General features: G+C 35.6%; 20 protein-coding genes. 6 read left to right on the top strand and 14 right to left on the bottom strand.

Annotated elements, in window-relative coordinates; all coding sequences use genetic code 11:
* Positions 1–14: 14 nt before the first annotated feature.
* From murQ to CQ058_RS15965, 4 genes are all read right to left on the bottom strand, one after another.
* Entirely contained in the window at positions 15–899 is an 885-nt protein-coding gene (gene murQ / locus CQ058_RS15950; RefSeq protein ID WP_002166328.1) for an N-acetylmuramic acid 6-phosphate etherase, read from the bottom strand.
* Positions 900–1,054: 155 nt separating this feature from the next.
* Entirely contained in the window at positions 1,055–1,918 is an 864-nt protein-coding gene (locus tag CQ058_RS15955; protein WP_002188418.1) for a MurR/RpiR family transcriptional regulator, read from the bottom strand.
* Positions 1,919–1,935: 17 nt separating this feature from the next.
* Entirely contained in the window at positions 1,936–2,265 is a 330-nt protein-coding gene (locus CQ058_RS15960; protein WP_002186673.1) for a hypothetical protein, read from the bottom strand.
* 124 nt (positions 2,266–2,389) lie between these two features.
* On the bottom strand, positions 2,390–3,517 hold the full coding sequence (locus CQ058_RS15965) for a cation:proton antiporter (RefSeq protein WP_000899801.1): 1,128 nt from the start codon (positions 3,515–3,517) through the stop codon (positions 2,390–2,392).
* 289 nt (positions 3,518–3,806) lie between these two features.
* Between CQ058_RS15965 and bcaP the strand changes: the two genes are divergently transcribed.
* Positions 3,807–5,210 (top strand): branched-chain amino acid transporter BcaP, encoded by a 1,404-nt coding sequence (bcaP, locus tag CQ058_RS15970; protein ID WP_105589867.1) that lies wholly within the window; start codon positions 3,807–3,809, stop codon positions 5,208–5,210.
* A gap of 144 nt (positions 5,211–5,354) precedes the next feature.
* On the opposite strand, the gene CQ058_RS15975 is transcribed toward bcaP, so the two are convergent.
* Positions 5,355–5,558: a hypothetical protein gene (locus CQ058_RS15975; protein ID WP_000391506.1), complete on the bottom strand. Its 204-nt coding sequence runs from the start codon at positions 5,556–5,558 to the stop codon at positions 5,355–5,357.
* An 80-nt stretch (positions 5,559–5,638) separates the two neighbouring features.
* Positions 5,639–8,101 (bottom strand): LamG-like jellyroll fold domain-containing protein, encoded by a 2,463-nt coding sequence (locus CQ058_RS15980; RefSeq protein ID WP_002186675.1) that lies wholly within the window; start codon positions 8,099–8,101, stop codon positions 5,639–5,641.
* 353 nt (positions 8,102–8,454) lie between these two features.
* On the opposite strand from CQ058_RS15980, the gene CQ058_RS15985 reads away from it, so the two are divergent.
* Positions 8,455–8,880: an S-Ena type endospore appendage gene (locus CQ058_RS15985; RefSeq protein ID WP_002087412.1), complete on the top strand. Its 426-nt coding sequence runs from the start codon at positions 8,455–8,457 to the stop codon at positions 8,878–8,880.
* A 59-nt stretch (positions 8,881–8,939) separates the two neighbouring features.
* Here CQ058_RS15985 and CQ058_RS15990 read toward each other — a convergent pair whose 3' ends face one another.
* From CQ058_RS15990 to CQ058_RS16010, 5 genes are all read right to left on the bottom strand, one after another.
* The gene (locus CQ058_RS15990; protein WP_000525803.1) at positions 8,940–9,284 is read right to left on the bottom strand and encodes a DUF3992 domain-containing protein; all 345 of its coding nucleotides are present in this window, start codon (positions 9,282–9,284) and stop codon (positions 8,940–8,942) included.
* 20 nt (positions 9,285–9,304) lie between these two features.
* A complete protein-coding gene (locus CQ058_RS15995) occupies positions 9,305–9,673 on the bottom strand; it encodes a DUF3992 domain-containing protein (protein ID WP_002087413.1) in 369 nt (122 codons plus the stop codon).
* Positions 9,674–9,783: 110 nt separating this feature from the next.
* Complete coding sequence (locus CQ058_RS16000) at positions 9,784–10,389, bottom strand: DedA family protein (RefSeq protein WP_002010780.1); 606 nt, start codon at positions 10,387–10,389, stop codon at positions 9,784–9,786.
* An 11-nt stretch (positions 10,390–10,400) separates the two neighbouring features.
* On the bottom strand, positions 10,401–10,682 hold the full coding sequence (locus CQ058_RS16005; RefSeq protein ID WP_000733844.1) for a YkvA family protein: 282 nt from the start codon (positions 10,680–10,682) through the stop codon (positions 10,401–10,403).
* A gap of 241 nt (positions 10,683–10,923) precedes the next feature.
* A complete protein-coding gene (locus tag CQ058_RS16010; RefSeq protein ID WP_105589868.1) occupies positions 10,924–11,334 on the bottom strand; it encodes a VOC family protein in 411 nt (136 codons plus the stop codon).
* Positions 11,335–11,442: 108 nt separating this feature from the next.
* Between CQ058_RS16010 and CQ058_RS16015 the strand changes: the two genes are divergently transcribed.
* The 4 genes from CQ058_RS16015 (at position 11,443) to brnQ2 (ending at position 14,098) form a co-directional block, all read left to right on the top strand.
* On the top strand, positions 11,443–11,658 hold the full coding sequence (locus CQ058_RS16015; RefSeq protein WP_002193326.1) for a spore coat associated protein CotJA: 216 nt from the start codon (positions 11,443–11,445) through the stop codon (positions 11,656–11,658).
* Between the two features lie 8 nt (positions 11,659–11,666).
* Positions 11,667–11,930, top strand: coding sequence for a spore coat protein CotJB (locus tag CQ058_RS16020; RefSeq protein ID WP_000194953.1), 264 nt, complete (start codon positions 11,667–11,669; stop codon positions 11,928–11,930).
* Positions 11,931–11,991: 61 nt separating this feature from the next.
* A complete protein-coding gene (cotJC, locus tag CQ058_RS16025) occupies positions 11,992–12,561 on the top strand; it encodes a spore coat protein CotJC (protein ID WP_002010774.1) in 570 nt (189 codons plus the stop codon).
* A 220-nt stretch (positions 12,562–12,781) separates the two neighbouring features.
* Entirely contained in the window at positions 12,782–14,098 is a 1,317-nt protein-coding gene (gene brnQ2 / locus CQ058_RS16030) for a branched-chain amino acid transport system II carrier protein BrnQ2 (protein WP_001260928.1), read from the top strand.
* 44 nt (positions 14,099–14,142) lie between these two features.
* Here the strand turns inward: brnQ2 and CQ058_RS16035 are convergent, their stop codons facing one another.
* The 3 genes from CQ058_RS16035 to CQ058_RS16045 form a co-directional block, all read right to left on the bottom strand.
* The gene (locus CQ058_RS16035; RefSeq protein WP_002188406.1) at positions 14,143–15,147 is read right to left on the bottom strand and encodes an ABC transporter permease; all 1,005 of its coding nucleotides are present in this window, start codon (positions 15,145–15,147) and stop codon (positions 14,143–14,145) included.
* 1 nt (position 15,148) lies between these two features.
* The gene (locus tag CQ058_RS16040; protein WP_002188405.1) at positions 15,149–16,015 is read right to left on the bottom strand and encodes an ABC transporter permease subunit; all 867 of its coding nucleotides are present in this window, start codon (positions 16,013–16,015) and stop codon (positions 15,149–15,151) included.
* 88 nt (positions 16,016–16,103) lie between these two features.
* Entirely contained in the window at positions 16,104–16,838 is a 735-nt protein-coding gene (locus CQ058_RS16045) for a YwaF family protein (protein WP_002188404.1), read from the bottom strand.
* Positions 16,839–16,874: the final 36 nt, after the last annotated feature.

Consider the following 16,874-nt stretch of genomic DNA (forward strand, 5'->3'; position numbering starts at 1 on the left):
CCCCTCCCCAAAGTTTAAAGTGCTTTCTTCACAAATCCTTTCGCACCTTTTAATTTTTCTAGTGCTTCCCCATATTCACACTGTAGTAATATCATAACGATTGCAGCTTTCACATTTCGATCTGCTTTCTCATAACACTCTGTAGCTACTTCATAACTAGCGCCTGTCGCTTCAACAATAATTCGTTTTGAGCGTTCTACCAATTTTTCATTTGTAGATTGAACATCTACCATTAAGTTTTTATATACTTTCCCTACACCAATCATAGACGCTGTAGAAATCATATTGAGTACTAACTTTTGCGCTGTTCCAGCCTTCAACCGTGTTGAGCCTGTTAATATTTCTGCGCCTGTTTCCACTTCCACATTTAGTTTTGCATATTTACTTATTTCAGCATTTTTATTACAGGAAATACTAGCTGTACTTGCTCCCACGCTACTTGCATATTTCAATCCGCCAATTACATAGGGTGTTCTACCACTTGCTGCAATTCCAATAACCGTATCTTTCTCGTTTAATCCAATACTTTTTAAATCTTCTTTTGCTAACTCTTCACGATCTTCGGCACCTTCCACCGCCTTAGTAAACGCTTTCAATCCACCTGCTATAAATCCTTGAACCATGTTATCATCTGTTCCAAATGTCGGGGGACATTCCACTGCGTCTAAAATGCCTAAACGGCCACTCGTACCAGCCCCAATATAAATTAAACGGCCTTCTTCTTCAAAAGACTTAGTAACAATTTGTACAACCTTTTCAATTTCTTCTATTTCATTTTCAACTGCTAACGCAACAGTTCGATCTTCTTCATTCATACTTTGTAAAACTTCTTTTATACTCATCTCATCTAGATTCATCGTTTTCTCATTACGGTGTTCTGTCGATAAATTCTCTAACATATTGCCACCCTCTTCGAAATTATATTTCACACTTTTATTATAACTTTAAGAAACTAAAAATCAATAACTCTTTCTTATTTTATGAAATTAAATTTCACAACATGACATATTTGTGTCAAAGATAATAAAAAAGATGAGTCTCCCCATCTTTTCTTCTACTTCAATTTCCGTAACCGTAATGCTTCTTCTCTCGTCTCCATAAATTGATCTAATACTTTATTACCAATTCGATTGAAAGTAATCACATATAAAGCATCAATCATATTCAGTTGCGTCATTCTCGAAGCAATACTCGCAATGCGATGGTCTTGCTCTACATCTGGCATACAAAGGCGAATGTCTGCCGCTTTATATAACGGAGATGATTGGTCTAGCTTCGTAATCGCAATAACTGTAGCCCCTCGCTTCTTCGCATATTGCGCCATTTCAAGTACATCTTTCGTACGACCAGAAGTTGAAATCGCAACAAATATATCATCTTCTTTTAAATTCGTCACAAGCGGTAACATCATATGAAAATCAGATAGCATCATCGCTGTAAATCCGAGTCGTGTAAATTTATAAGCCCCGTCCATCGCTGGAGTAGCTGAACCACCTACTCCGTAAAATATAACTTTATCCGCATTTACAATACGATCTGCAGCTCTCTCAAGTTCCTTCTTATCTATCGCCGTGACGCTCGCCTCAATTGCAGCTTTATTCACATATGTAACTTTATTAAACAAGTCGTACGGTCCATCTTCCGTATTCATCACTGAAAAATCATTAATATTATAATCAGCAATCGTTAATTCACGAACGAGCGCGATTTTAAATGATTTAAAGCTCCCAATCCCAATCGACTTACAAAAGCGAACAACACTTGCCTCACTTGCGCCTGCATTCGTTGACACTTCTTTCGTCGTTAAGTTCGGAACAATTTCTGCATTCTCCATTATGTACATGGCAACCTTCTTTTCGGCTGGTGAAAATTGATCCATATTACTTTCAATTTTAAATAGTAATGTTGAAGCTTTCACTATTTAACCTCCACTTCTTATGGTTGCGTATATTCTCTAATATCATTTGTATCATATAGATAAAAACCATCATTGCCAGGTGGATGGTGAACAATTACAGTTCGATCCCCTTTTTTATATGACGTTATTTCACCTTCAGATCGCTGTTTTTCCCATCCATGTATCCAAATTGCAAAGTCAGGTACAAAAGCAGTGTACTTATAGTCTTTCGGATTTTCATCTTCTACATAGGAAGAAAAAATAGAAACTGGAAAATTTTTCACTTTTGAATCTTTCCATGCAGTAAATGGTATACATAGTGCAATAAGTATGATTACACCTATAACTTTCCCCTTTGTAATCTTCACACTTCCCTCTCCTTGTCATATCACATACATAGATTTTATCATAATTACAATCCATTCATGCTACATGACCACTGCATTTTGCAATAAAAAAAGAGCTTACCTACATCAGATAAGCCCTTCCTCTCTATACAAAATACTTCTTCAAAAGCGGCGGCGTAATAATTGTCGTCAATATAACAACAATGACAATCGCTGTGAAATTTTCTTTCGCTAACAAATTCGCCGCAAGTCCATTTGCTGCGATGATAAGCGCCACTTCTCCGCGCGAAACCATTCCCGCACCGATACTAATAGAAGATTGAAGGTTGAATCCTGTCAGTCTTGCGCCTAAACCTGATCCGATTAACTTTGTGAATATCGCAATAAGAGTCATGATGATAATGAACCAAAGCTGGCTTCCTATACCTTGAAATGTAATTTCCATTCCGATACTTACGAAGAACACTGGAACAAATATTGCATAAGCAATTGGTTCAATTTTATGTTCCACTTCATGCTTATACTCTGTTTGAGAAATGGCAATTCCAGCTGCGAATGCTCCAATAATACCTGCAATCCCCATCATTTCACTGTAATACGAAAAAGAGAAACAAATAATAAGAGCTGCACTAATTAATGCTTCTGTTACGCGAAGTGGTACGAGCATTTTCATAATCCATGGAACAACTTTCCAAGAGATGAAAACAATACTTACAAAAAAGATAATTTTCTTTGCAATGACTAGCGTTACATTTACATCTTGTGTACCTAAAAAACTCATCACAAATGCTAATAAAATAACGACAATTACATCATCAAATACAGCTGCACCTAAAATCGTCGTACTTTCTCTCGTATTCATTTTCCCTAAATCTCTTAGTGTTTGAACAGAAATACTAACCGAAGTGGCACAAAGTAATAACCCTAAAAAAATCGCATGCGACTGTAACATTCCAAACGCAAGTCCTGCTAAATACCCACCAAGGAATGGGAAAATAATTCCTCCCATCGCTACTGCGAATGCAGATTTTAAATTACGATTTAACTCTTCTAAATCAGTCTCGAGTCCTGCCATAAACATAAGTAGCAAAACACCAATTTCGCTAAGCTCATCAATAAGTTCTGAACTATTAATAATACCTAGCAAAGCCGGACCGATAATAATACCAACGATTAATTTACCGAGTACAGAAGGCTGGCCAAGTCTAACGCTAATATCACCAGCTAATTTCGTACAAAGTAAAATGACGACAAGTTCAAAATAAAATAACATAACATCTTCTCCTACTATAATAAAGTAAAACTTTAATCAGTGGATTATTCTTCATCTCTACTGATTGTTAACCTGCATCTATTTCTGCACATAGTTTCTCCTTACAACCGGCTTTTTATTTGTTAAAATTTTATTTGACAAAATATTCTGAATTATAATAAGATTAACCCAGAAATTTTAAAAAACTACATACCATAACTGTATTTTCATTCACTTACATACTCTTTTCCAATGGGCTCGTACTATATTCGCAGTTATGGAAATGAAAACTAAAGGAGGAGAGTTCAAAGTGAAGTCATTATTACGAAAAAAAGCGCTTAGTACTGAATCACCACGACAGCTAGATCGAACATTAACGGCACTTGATTTAACGTTTTTAGGAATGGGCGCCGTAATTGGGACAGGGATTTTTGTATTAACAGGTATCGTAGCGGCAAAACATTCTGGCCCTGGTATTATGCTATCATTCCTTATTGCTGCATTTACTTGTGCTTGTGTAGCCTTTTGTTATGCCGAATTTGCTTCTTCTATTCCTGTCTCAGGAAGTGTGTATACTTACGCATACATGACAGTCGGGGAAGTCGTCGCCTTTATCGTTGGTTGGTGTTTAATGCTCGAATATTTACTCGCTGTTGCAGCGGTAGCTGTTGGCTGGTCTGGATACTTACAATCATTGCTTCAAGGGTTCAATATACACCTTCCCACCATTATTTCCTCGGCCCCTGGTACAGGAAAAGGTGGTCTCATTGATTTACCAGCTGTTTGTATTTTACTTCTCATTACTGGGCTTTTAAGTTTTGGTATACGCGAAAGCGCACGCATTAATAATGTTATGGTCCTTATCAAATTAGCAGTTATTATCGCCTTTATCGTAGCAGGCGCAAAATATGTAAAGCCTGAAAATTGGACACCGTTCATTCCATTCGGGTACGACGGTATTATTACCGGAGCTGCCACTGTCTTCTTCGCCTTTTTAGGTTTTGATGCAATCGCAACCGCGGCAGAAGAAACGAAAAAACCGCAGCGTGATTTACCAATTGGCATTATAGGTTCCCTTCTTATTTGTACAGTTTTATACATGATCGTATCTTTCGTTTTAACAGGCATGGTTCCTTATACGCAATTAGACGTTTCTGATCCAGTTGCATTTGCACTACATTTCGTTGGTGAAGATACTATTGCGGGGCTACTTGCAGTTGGTGCGATGACAGGAATGACAACCGTTCTTTTAGTCGTTATGTATGGACAAGTTCGTGTTTCTTATGCAATGAGCCGAGACGGCTTACTCCCAAAAGCTTTATCACGCGTAAATAAAAAAGTAAAAATCCCTTTATTAAACACATGGATTACTGGAGTATTTGCAGCTTTATTAGCAGGACTTTTAGACCTACATTTACTAGCGAATTTAGTAAACATCGGTACGTTAACAGCCTTCACATTCGTTTGCTTTGCTGTACTTATTTTACGGAAAACTCATCCTGATTTAAAACGAGGCTTCCGCACACCACTCGTACCTGTACTACCGGTTGTCGCTATTCTTTGTTGTTTATATTTAATGACTAATTTGTCCAAAACGACATGGATCAGCTTTTCATTTTGGCTTATAGTCGGTTTATGCGTATACTTCTTCTACTCTAGAAAACATAGTCATTTAGCTACTAAAAAAACAAATGATGAGAAAAAAGAAGTATAAAAAAATAGCTCGCCTATAATAAAGGCGAGCTATTTTCATTAACGATTGTAAAACGAAAAATATACCGATCAACTTTTGTATACCTATCCCGCTATTTGCCGGGCAGTAAGACTCCCACTGATTAAAGTTTCACTTTATTCTCCCTTACTTCGTCTCTTTCTTTTTCTTTCTCCACGCGTTTACACTATCAAAGAAAAAGTTAATAAATAGCGTTCCTAATCCCGCTAATAAAAATGTCATTAAAAATAGAATCCATATACTTTTATCTTTTAATAAATAATATCCTACAAGGAGCACAACGGCGATCCATACATATTCAAGAATTCTTTTTAGCTTTTTCTCTTCCAAATTATTCGCTCCCTTTTTCTATACTACTTTTAGTATAACAAAAAAAAAGCCTATCATGATAAGCTTCTTTTTCTTATACCTTATTTGTTGATGCTTTTTTCAACAAGTGAAATAGCGTGCTCTAGCGTACGATTCATTGATTCCACATACTCATCTTTTACATTTTTATCTTTTAACACAGCTTCCGCAACTGTGATTTTTTGACTTAATGATTTAACAGAACCGTCTGTTACATTTCCATCTTGCGCTTTCTTTACTAAAGCTTTTGCAGATTCAATATTCACTTGTAATTTTTCTTTCGGTGTTTTTGGCTGTTCTTCTGCTACCTTTGATTGGACAAATGTTTGGTTTGCTGTTTTTAATTCATTATACGTTTGAACAATTTGTTCTCCTGTACTCGCTATATTCTCAAACACTTTCTTTGCATTGTCATAGCTTCTTTGTAATTCGTTAAAAGCTGCTTGTGAATACTGACCTGGCTTTTCACCAAATTCATAAGTACCTGCCAATACTTCTTTCACTTTTCCGATTTCTTCATATAACGTATTTACTTGCTCTAATTTTGTACGAGTAGAAAACTCGTTATATGCCGCTACTACTTCTGAAGAACTTAATGCTTTACTATATAATTTTGCTAATGCAATTTGTCCATTTAACGGAATACCGCCATTTCCGTTGCTATCAGGATCTGCACCAAGTGCGAATGGTACGTTCGGGTGATATACTTTCCCTTGAGCCGGCTGACTATTTACTTTTTTACCATCTACATAAATTGCTACTTCACTGCCGTTATATGTTCCTGTTAAATGATACGTTTTGTTTGCTTCTAATTGAACACCCACACGTTTATAGCTTCCACCAATATGAGCCCATAATTCTACATAGCCACTTCCTGTAGACTCAAAACCAATTCCACCGCTCTCTGTATTTTGCAAAATACCTTGTCCACGAATTTCATTCATTGAAAATACAGTTTCTAACGTAAATGAATTTGCTACTTTTTCTTTTTGTGCTGCTGAAAATGGAAGGTATCCAAATGTATTTGCTTTTCCGTTTAACTTCATAACATTCTTTTTCAATGCTTTATCATATTCAATAGTCACATTGCCCTTAACATCACCTTTTGTACCAAATGATGAACTGTCTTTAAATGTACCATCTGCAAAGTTTACATCAAAAACATCTGCCTTTGGTACTTTCACATTCGGGTCAATATTATCTTTTTTCGTAGTAATTTCTGCCGTTAATGGTTGTACACTTTCATTGCCAAATGAATCAATCGCAACAACTTCAAGTGTATATGTTTTCCCGCCATCTAGTCCTGCAAGTGTAAATGTCAGTTCTTTCGGCACTGGATCTCGATAAAACTCTGAGAATGCTAATAGCTTATTTTTAATCTCACCTGTTTGTTTATCCTTTGCTTGCAAGCGATAAGAATGAACAAGAAGGTTGTCCAATGCTTGCGGGAATGTTACTGTTGCCGCATTTTCCGTTACATTTGATACAGCAAGCTTTGCATCCTTCGCAAAGTATGGCTTTTCTTTATCACGATCTTCTCCATAGTTGAATCCTTCTTTTTTCGTTGGTAATTTAATTTTCCAAGGCTCACCTGTCCAAGAGTTTGTATGGAAATCACGGCGATTAATTGTTACCTCTTTGTCATCTACCTCTACCAATAAACCTTGGCTTAATGTACTAGCTCCTGGCGGGATATTCCCTTGTACTTTACCGCCTTCAACTTCCATATAGCTTACAGAAGATGTTCCAACAGACGTAAAATCTTTTTGATGAATCGATCTTGGATCATCTAACGGATAATGTGAATGACCTGAAAACGTAATTACTTGTGGGTATTCTTTTAATACCGCATTAATTTTCGCACTATCTTTCGTTCCCCATTCTTGGCTACCGTACACTGTATCTTTAATATGTTGATGTAAAAACACAAAAATCGGTTTTTCTGGATCATCTTTTTGTGCCTTTGCCATTTCTTCTTTTAACCAATTAATTTGCTTGTCCGAATAATAGCCATGTGTTGTCCCATCCTCTGGAGACATAACAAGGAAATGATACCCTTTTACCACCTTATGATAATAAACCGATTCCATTCCTGTCTTTTCTAAGAAACGCTTCTGTGCTCCCTCTACAGATAAGCCGTTCCAATAATCATGATTACCTAGAGAATTCATTCGTACCGCATCTTTATTTGCATTTTCGTTATACACTTGCATGAAACGATCATATTGCTTTACTGAACCCGAATCAGTAAAATCACCTACAATGACAAACGCATCTTGCTTTGGTGCAAGCGTATTAAATTGCTCAATCGCTCTTTTCCAGCGGAACGTATCATCTGTTCCACTATCTTTAATATGCACATCACTTACAACTGGGAAAACGATTTTCTTCTCACTTGGTGCCTTTTCTTGCTTTTTCTCTTCCGCTTTAACCGACGTACTCCACGGTAATGATACAAATGCCAATACAAACACCATTAATAATCCAATAAGACCTTTTACTTTTCGTAAAGCAGTTCTTTCCACGTGAATCCTCCTCATAATAATTGATTCATTACAAGGGCTATTTTATCTTAAACATATTAATATCGTTTAAATAACAAATGAATTTTATTAGTTTTTTGTAAATATACAGTTAATTAAGTGTTAAGTCCAACATTACTCGTACTATTGTATACAACCACCTTTTGTCTAAAAGAGTCTGATCATTCTTTTCCCATGTCTATTCACATATAATCTTTTCTATAACATTAATGATAAGTTAAGCTGTAAGCCTATTAGACAATCTTAATTTTAAAAATTTTCTTCTTTTCTTAACACATCGGCCATGCTTCTACATTTAATAGTAGTAAAAGACAACTTAAAAAGGAGGGGTTGTATTGAAGAACAAAAAAAATATTGGCTGTTTCGCTCCTTTATCTATCATTTGTCCAGACCCTTGTCCACCGCCCCCTCCTCCAAATCCAAGTTGTGAGCGAGTAACAAATGAATTTGCAGGGAATTTCCTCATAACTAACAACACCATTCCCTCTACCAAAGATGCACTACAATCAATGATACTGTGGCAAAGTGATGGGATACTGCTTATATCAGGTACTGTCTCGGTTTACAATAGTACTAGCAGCACTGAAGCAATTACAATTCAAATCATTGGAGCAGTAACCAATATTTTCACTGTGTTTCCTGGCAATACAATATCTTACACAGGTAAAGATTTAAAATCCGTTAGTATTATTAATATACAAAATAATCCTTCACTATATTTAGAAGGCAAGTACTGTTGCCAATTTACATGTTGCTTATAGAATACCAATTTTATTACTTCCTCAATTAAAAAAAGCATACCATTTACGGTATGCTTTTTTTATGAAATTGGATAACGTACTGTAATACAAAACTCGCCTTGATTAACAGTTGTTCCTGTCGTAGTAATTCGGACAGTAGTAAAATATCGTACAGTGAAAGTACCACTACTTTGTGGTTGTACAGTAATTGTATCAACTACTGTAGCACCGACTAAAAAATCAACTGTAATGGGATTCGCGCCTACATCATATTTCACATAACCTGAACCATATACTTCTTGTGTAATATTATTCGTATATACAATTTGAGTACCAGCACCTGTAATAGACCAGTCTGTACATACTTGATCTTGCACAAGTGTTTTATTAGAACAACAAGACAAACCGGAACTTCTCATTCCCATTTCGATCCTCTCCTATTCTACTATGAAAGTGGATAACGTGTTGTAATACAAAATTCTCCCTGATACGTTCCACCAGGTGTTGCAGGTAACACAACTTGTATACTAGCAAAGCGGCGATACGTAAAAGCGATACTCGTTCCTGGGTTTAATGTTTGTGTATCAATTGTAGCCCCAGCAGAATCAAGCGCTTCTACAGTAATTGGACCTGGACCAACATCATATTTAACAAAACCAGTACCAACTACATTTTGGTTAATATTATTTGTATAAAGAACATTATCAATTGCTGTTGCAACTACAGTAGCAGACCACGGACTACACACTTTATCTTGTACATAATTTTTATCTGGACAGCAAGTTAATGCTGACCCTGAGCACTCACAAGACATAGTTGTTTCCCCTCTCTCTTTTATATTCCCTATATGTGTATGTCCCTCAGAGTCTTTTGCCTGTACTATTCATCTATTTTCAAAAAATATGCAAATTCCATTACCAATGACTAGATAGATTCCGATCTGTTTCGTTTTTTCATAAATTTATAGATTAAAATACCACCTACAATAATAAGAACGACGGCTAATATCGGTAGCATATATTGTCCAACAACACCCGCTGCTTTTTCCCAATGCGGACCTAATTTCATTCCAAAATAAATATACAAAGTCGTTAATGGGAACATTGCTACAAATGTATATATGCTAAATTTCCATATGTTCATTTTCGCCATACCACATGGAACGGAAATAAGCGTTCGAACTCCTGGCACAAAGCGTCCAACAAATGCTACAACCGGTCCATATTTTTCAAAGAAATCATCTGCTTTTTGAATTTGTTCTTCTTTAATGAAGAAGTATTTCCCGTATTTTATTAATAGAGGACGACCACCGTAATACCCGAGCGCATATAACGTTAAAGGTCCTGTCGTTCCGCCAAGCGTTCCAGCTAATACAGCTAGCCAAAAATTCATATCTCCCTCATATACCCAATACCCAACCATGGGCAAAACTACTTCTGCTGGAATAAATTCAAACGTTAATGCTAACACAACTCCAAAATAAGAAAACTGCTTTAAAAACTCGATTATATCTAAAATAATTTGCTCCATATTTTCAACTCCTATCCTACGTTTACGTTATGCTTTTCTTGTAATTGAACTGGCGCCATCTTTACAATTCGGTTCAAAATAAATAACACAATTCCAATATCATCTAAAATACCAATGAACGGTAGGAAGTCTGGAATTAAATCGAGCGGCATCGCTACATAACCAACTAAAAAAGCAATAGATAAAATTTTCTTCTTTATTGAAACCTCTTTTGAAGTAAAAAAGTCAAATAGGAATGGAACGAAACGGCGGACATGAAATACAACTCTTAATCTACTTATAAGTTTTTTCATTTTTATTTCTCCTCTCTTTGTATACAAAAAGGACCCTACCAAATATGGTAAGGGTCCTAAAAAAGACAAGAAGGGGCCTTTACCATTGCTGGTAAAGGTCTCACTAACAACGAAACGTTGCCAATAAAGCCGAGGGTTTCTCCCTGTAATGACGACTTTACTGTAATAAGTTACTCCCCTTTATATACACAGTTTTATACAATCACATTAAAATATTTACCTAAGCTTGTCAATATTTTTTTCATTCACCATTCAGATTATTACATTGTAAAAGACTCTCTTCCATGTTCTCTATTGAAATAAATTGGAGTTTATAACCATCTGGATCATGAAATATTATTCTAACTTCTTCACCGCGGCGCTTTTCTACAAATGATATTTGATAAAACGCTAACTTTTTCTTTAAACGCTCGATATTTGTAGCTTGTAACAATAGTTCCTTCACTGATGATATAACAGTCTCTCTATGCTCTCCCAGTCCCCTGTTTACAACAAAACAAATTCTCGTTAAACCAATATCATACCACACACCTGTTACACGTATTTGTGGCCTCTCCTTGCTCGGTTTAAACCCTAGAATTCCTTCATAAAAATATAATGTTTCCTTTAAGTTTTTAGATTCTAAGACAATACATGTTGTAACACTTTCCATCCGCACTCCCCCTGCCCCTTTTAGTTTTCTATATGAGTCATAATTTGCAATTATGTACGAATACAATACATAGTGATGAATATTTCATTTATAAAGGAGGCGTGTAATATGGATAAATTCATGAAATCTTACATACCTTATCACGGTCCAAATGATCCTTGCCCTCCAATTGGAAAGAAATACTACTCAACTCCCCCACACCTATTTATGGGCTTTCAACCACCTAACTTACCCCAATTCCCACCAAACGAAGCTTTAAGAAAAGGGACTTTATGGCCTGCTTTTTATGATTTTTATGAAAATCCTCACAAAAAAGGACGGTGAATAAAAACGTGACACAAACATTGCCTGATGAATATTACAAATGGATTGAAGAACTACAAGAACTAGACTTTGTATTAGTTGAACTTACCCTCTATTTAGATACGCACCCCGACGATACTGCAGCTATAAATCAATTCAATGATTTCTCCTATAAACGAAGAGTATTACAACAAAAAATTGAAGAAAAATACGGGCCACTTCAGCAGTTCGGAAATAGTTATTCTAACGCTCCATGGCAATGGAGCCAAGGACCGTGGCCATGGCAAATATAAAATGAAACTTTAATCAAGTGGAGTTTACGGGCAGCAAATAGCGGGATAAAGGAGAGAAACTATGTGGATTTATGAAAAAAAATTACAATATCCAGTTAAAGTGAGTACTTGTAATCCAGCACTCGCCAAATTATTAGTTGAACAATATGGCGGTGCGGACGGCGAACTGGCTGCTGCTCTTCGCTACTTAAATCAACGTTATACAATTCCTGATAAAGTCGTTGGCTTACTAACCGATATTGGTACAGAAGAATTCGCACATTTAGAAATGATTGCTACAATGATTTATAAATTAACAAAAGATGCAACACCTGAACAAATGAAAGCTGCCGGATTAGACGCGCATTATGCGAATCATGATAGCGCCTTGTTTTACCATAATGCAGGTGGTGTTCCTTTTACTGCCACTTACATTCAAGCGAAAGGAGATCCTATCGCAGATTTATACGAGGATATTGCAGCTGAAGAAAAAGCACGAGCGACTTATCAATGGCTAATTGATTTATCAGACGATCCCGATATAAATGATAGCTTACGCTTTTTACGCGAACGAGAAATTGTCCATTCTCAACGTTTCCGAGAGGCTGTAGAAATTTTAAAAGAAGAACGTGATAGGCAAATTTATTTTTAATACACATATCCTAGCGATATGTGTTTTTTTACGTTAAAAGTGAAATTCTTCCTGCATTAACATATAAATAGTATATTTATTCAATTTTACGCATTATTTTAAAATATTTTTAAAATTCCCTCTTGCTTTCTAGTCATCAGACCTTTAAAATAATAACAGTCAATCGACAAATTATTTGAATTTTCGACAAAAAAACGCTCATTAGGAGGCTCTTCTTTATATGCGTACAACTTTAAAACCAGCGCAAATACTTTCGATTAGTTTATTACTATTCGCAGTTTTCTTCGGTGCTGGTAATATGATTTTCCCGCCTCTTCTCGGTCTTTCTTCCGGAGAAAACATGTGGGTTTCCATTACAGGATTTATTATTACAGACGTCGGTTTATCTTTACTTGCTATCGTAGCTGTTGCCCTTGCCGGTGGTAGTTTTAACACTTTAGCGAGCCGTGTTCATCCAAAATTCGCAGCAGTATTCGCTATCATTATTTATCTTTCAATCGGCCCACTATTTGTTATTCCACGAACTGGATCTGTATCTTACGAAATTGGGATTGCACCACTTTTCCCAGATCAATGGTATTCTATGTTAGTTTTTAGCGCTATTTTCTTTACAGTCGTTTACTTCCTATCATTAAATCCATCCAAATTAGTAGATCATATCGGTAAAATATTAACGCCAATTTTACTTGTAATTATTGCAATTATGGCAACAAAAGCAATTCTTTCACCAGGATCATTCACAGAACCTATCGGTGACTATAAAGACATCCCATTTTTCAAAGGATTTCTTGAAGGGTTTTTAACTTTAGATGCAATTGGGGCGCTCGTATTATCAACGATTGTTGTAAATGCAATTCGCCAAAACGGTATACAAGATAAAAAATCCATTGCAAAATATACAATTATTTGCGGAAGCATTGCTGCCCTTTTCTTAACAATTGTTTATTTCTTACTCGGTTATATCGGGGCTTCAAACGGAAACTTAGGACAATTTGAAAACGGTGGTCAGCTATTAGCTACGATTATGTATCAATTCTTTGGGACAAGCGGTAATGTTTTATTAAGTATCGCAATTATTTTCGCTTGTTTAACGACTGCAATCGGTGTTGTAAGTGCATTCGCAAACTATTTCGCAACAGTGTTAACGAATGTTTCATACAAGAAACTGGTACTATACGTTTGTATATTTAGCTTCATCATTTCAAACTTAGGCTTAAGCTTATTAATTAAAATTACATTACCTGTATTAATTATTTTATATCCAATTACAATCATTTTAATTTTCGTATCATTTATTGATAAATATACGAAACGTAAACCTTCTGTCTATATCGGAGCGATGATCGCTGCATTCCTTATTAGCTGTATTCATGCACTTGATAATGTGGAAATGATTCCAAGTTTTATCGCTAATATCGTACACACAATTCCTTTTTATAACTTAGGAATTGGCTGGATTGTTCCGGCAATTATCGGTGGTATAATCGGATACTTTATTCCACAGACAGAAGCTGAAGGTGAAGTTTCTACGAAATAAAAAAAGAAGCAAGCATTGATTATGCTTGCTTCTTTTTTTTCATTTCACATCGTATGTTTAAAAGTAAATAACTCTTCTTTTGACTGCACAGCAGATTGTTCTTCTTCTACAACTATCTTCTTTCTCTCTCCTCCTAATCTTACTTTCAACATCGCCTCTTCTATACTTTTCACAATCATATTTCCTGAAAAAATAGTAAGCCCGAAAAATGTAATTGGGACGAGAGGAATCCATGGATGCACTGTTAATGACCTAAAGTATACTCCAATTAAACCTGACCATTCATGCGTATAAGATTCCACTTCTTCCACCGGCCCCATAAAGTTAACTGTTCCACCAAAGAATACTTCCAGTAACCCTAAGTGCAGTAAAATAGTAAGAGTCTGCGTAAACTGTTGAAGAAATACGAGTATAAACGTCATATAGAGATGCGGAAAAAGATGTTTTATAACAATGTGCCTTCTTGATCCACCTAATATGCACGCAGCTTCAATAAATTCTTCGGTTCTCAATTTACGAACTTCCTTCGCAACATACAGTGCAATAACTGGCATCACAAGCATTACAAGTAATAAAACTTGAAACGAAGCCCTTTCAAAAAACGTTGTTGTTTCCTCTCCACTCCCAAATGCATTTGCAAAGTGAAGAAAAAAATACGCAATCATAACTGTCGGAATAACCGTAAAACTATCAAAAAAAGCCTCGATTTTTGAAAACCCTCTTTTTACATATGTTCCGAGTATAACACCGAAAAACACACCTATTACCATTCTAAGTGCCGCAATTAAAGTAGAGATACCAATCGTCCACTTCGCACCTTCAATGACTAAATGTAACAGGTCGTATCCTTTCCGGTCTGTCCCGAGTAAAAATTGTAATGAAGGTGAAAACGGTGGCACTTCTGGATTTCCAGCCGCATCATATTGCAACGTAACTTTTTTAATCTGTCCATCATTCCATATCGTATTTCCGATGCTCAAAAGAACTAATATGAGAAGAAATCCAATGCTTATCCAAAATCTTTTATCACGTTTTATATACGTCCACATATTATAATCTCTCCTTCATCGCAGCTGGAATGAGATAATGAAACAATTTGAATAAAATAAAAATCGGAATATAAATAAGCAGCACACTAACGATGAAAACCTCAACCCTAATACCTTCATAAGATTTCAAAAACATAAAAATACCACCCGTATTAAAAATCCATTCTATAATATATAAATTAGATAACATAAAAAAAACATTCGTTTTCGCAAAGAAAAGTGTACTAAGCAACACATTTCGTAAAACATGACGATTTAAAATATGAATACGATTCAGCCCTTTCGCCTTAGCAAATAGTACATAATCTTTTTCTAGCTCATTTTCAAAACGAAGCACTAACATTTTTACAAACAGAATCGTAGTCGGTATACTCAAACAAAATATTGGCAATCCTCTAATCGACTCGCCTCCGATTGACGCAATTTGAAAAGGTAAAAAGCCTGTTTGTTTAAAAAACCATACAACTAAAATTTGTGATACTAAAATAAGAAGAATGTCTGGAATAGATTCTAGGAAGATAAGAAATGATTTAATACGATGTTGTATACGCGGTGAACTACTCATAATGACATAAACAATACAAAATGCTACAAATAATGAAATGAAAAAAGCAGCCAAAAAAATAACAATCGTTTCTTTATAATGGACGAACAACTGCGGAAATAAAAATTTACCTCTCACATATTGAAAATTGGAAATATCCATTAAGTTCACAAACACTTCTTTTAAACTCTGTATGTACTTTGATGCATGCAGCTCAAATCCATAAAATAACTTTGGCAGTGCCCCTAAACAAATAATACCCAAAATCGAAATAATAAATTGAACCGTCACTTCCATCCCATTCAGAAAAACTTTTTTGACCACGTTTTCCCTTCTCTCTATATGTAATTTACCCTCTAATTTTATTCCCAATTTTCTGAATTGTAAATATTTATATAAAAAAATCACTAGGTTATGATCCTAGTGATTCTTTCTGTGCATGTTCTTCTCTTTTCGCAAACGGCATATACAAAATTAAACATCCAATGAGAGCAACAATCTCCAATGAAATAATATAGTAAGGGTGCGGTCCTAACATATCCAGTAATGAAGCAGTTTCTGGCTTACGAGCTAAAAACATATAATTGCCGCCCGTTTTATAATTCACAAATGAAACGATTGGAATTACTATGTTTAAAAATATCATCGTACGCTTAATCGATTGCAAGGTAGGTCTATATCCTTCTACCCACGTCATAAAGAGCGGTGCCCAAATGAGTAATACATGTGCAATGAAGAATTCTATAAAGCGAAAATGCGGAAAAGCGTATTGCACGTTCGGCGTTAAAATGGCTTGTGATGCACCGATAATTCCTGTAAAAAACACAATCTCATATATTCGATAACTTTTCGTTACAATCATAATCGACGCTAACAACAAACTTATCGTACATAACTCAAATGGTAATGAAGTGCCTAGCTCAAAAATACCCACTTCCCATTCCCACATATGAAGCCCAATCTCACTCCCTATAAATAGAAATGCGATCGCATATCGAACCGTTATATTCCACTCACTTTGGCGTAATACATCTTGGTATTGATATAGAAAAACTATCCCCACCAACATAATAAATAATATAATAGCATGTTGCCTTGAGTATGGAATAAATGGTTTTAATGGATACGCACTAAAATAAGCTTCCATCTTCCTTCCTCCTCTCCTTCATACAATATTATTGTT

Origin of the sequence: Bacillus sp. MYb56, from assembly GCF_002976445.1 — a bacterium.
Taxonomy (GTDB): domain Bacteria; phylum Bacillota; class Bacilli; order Bacillales; family Bacillaceae_G; genus Bacillus_A; species Bacillus_A mycoides.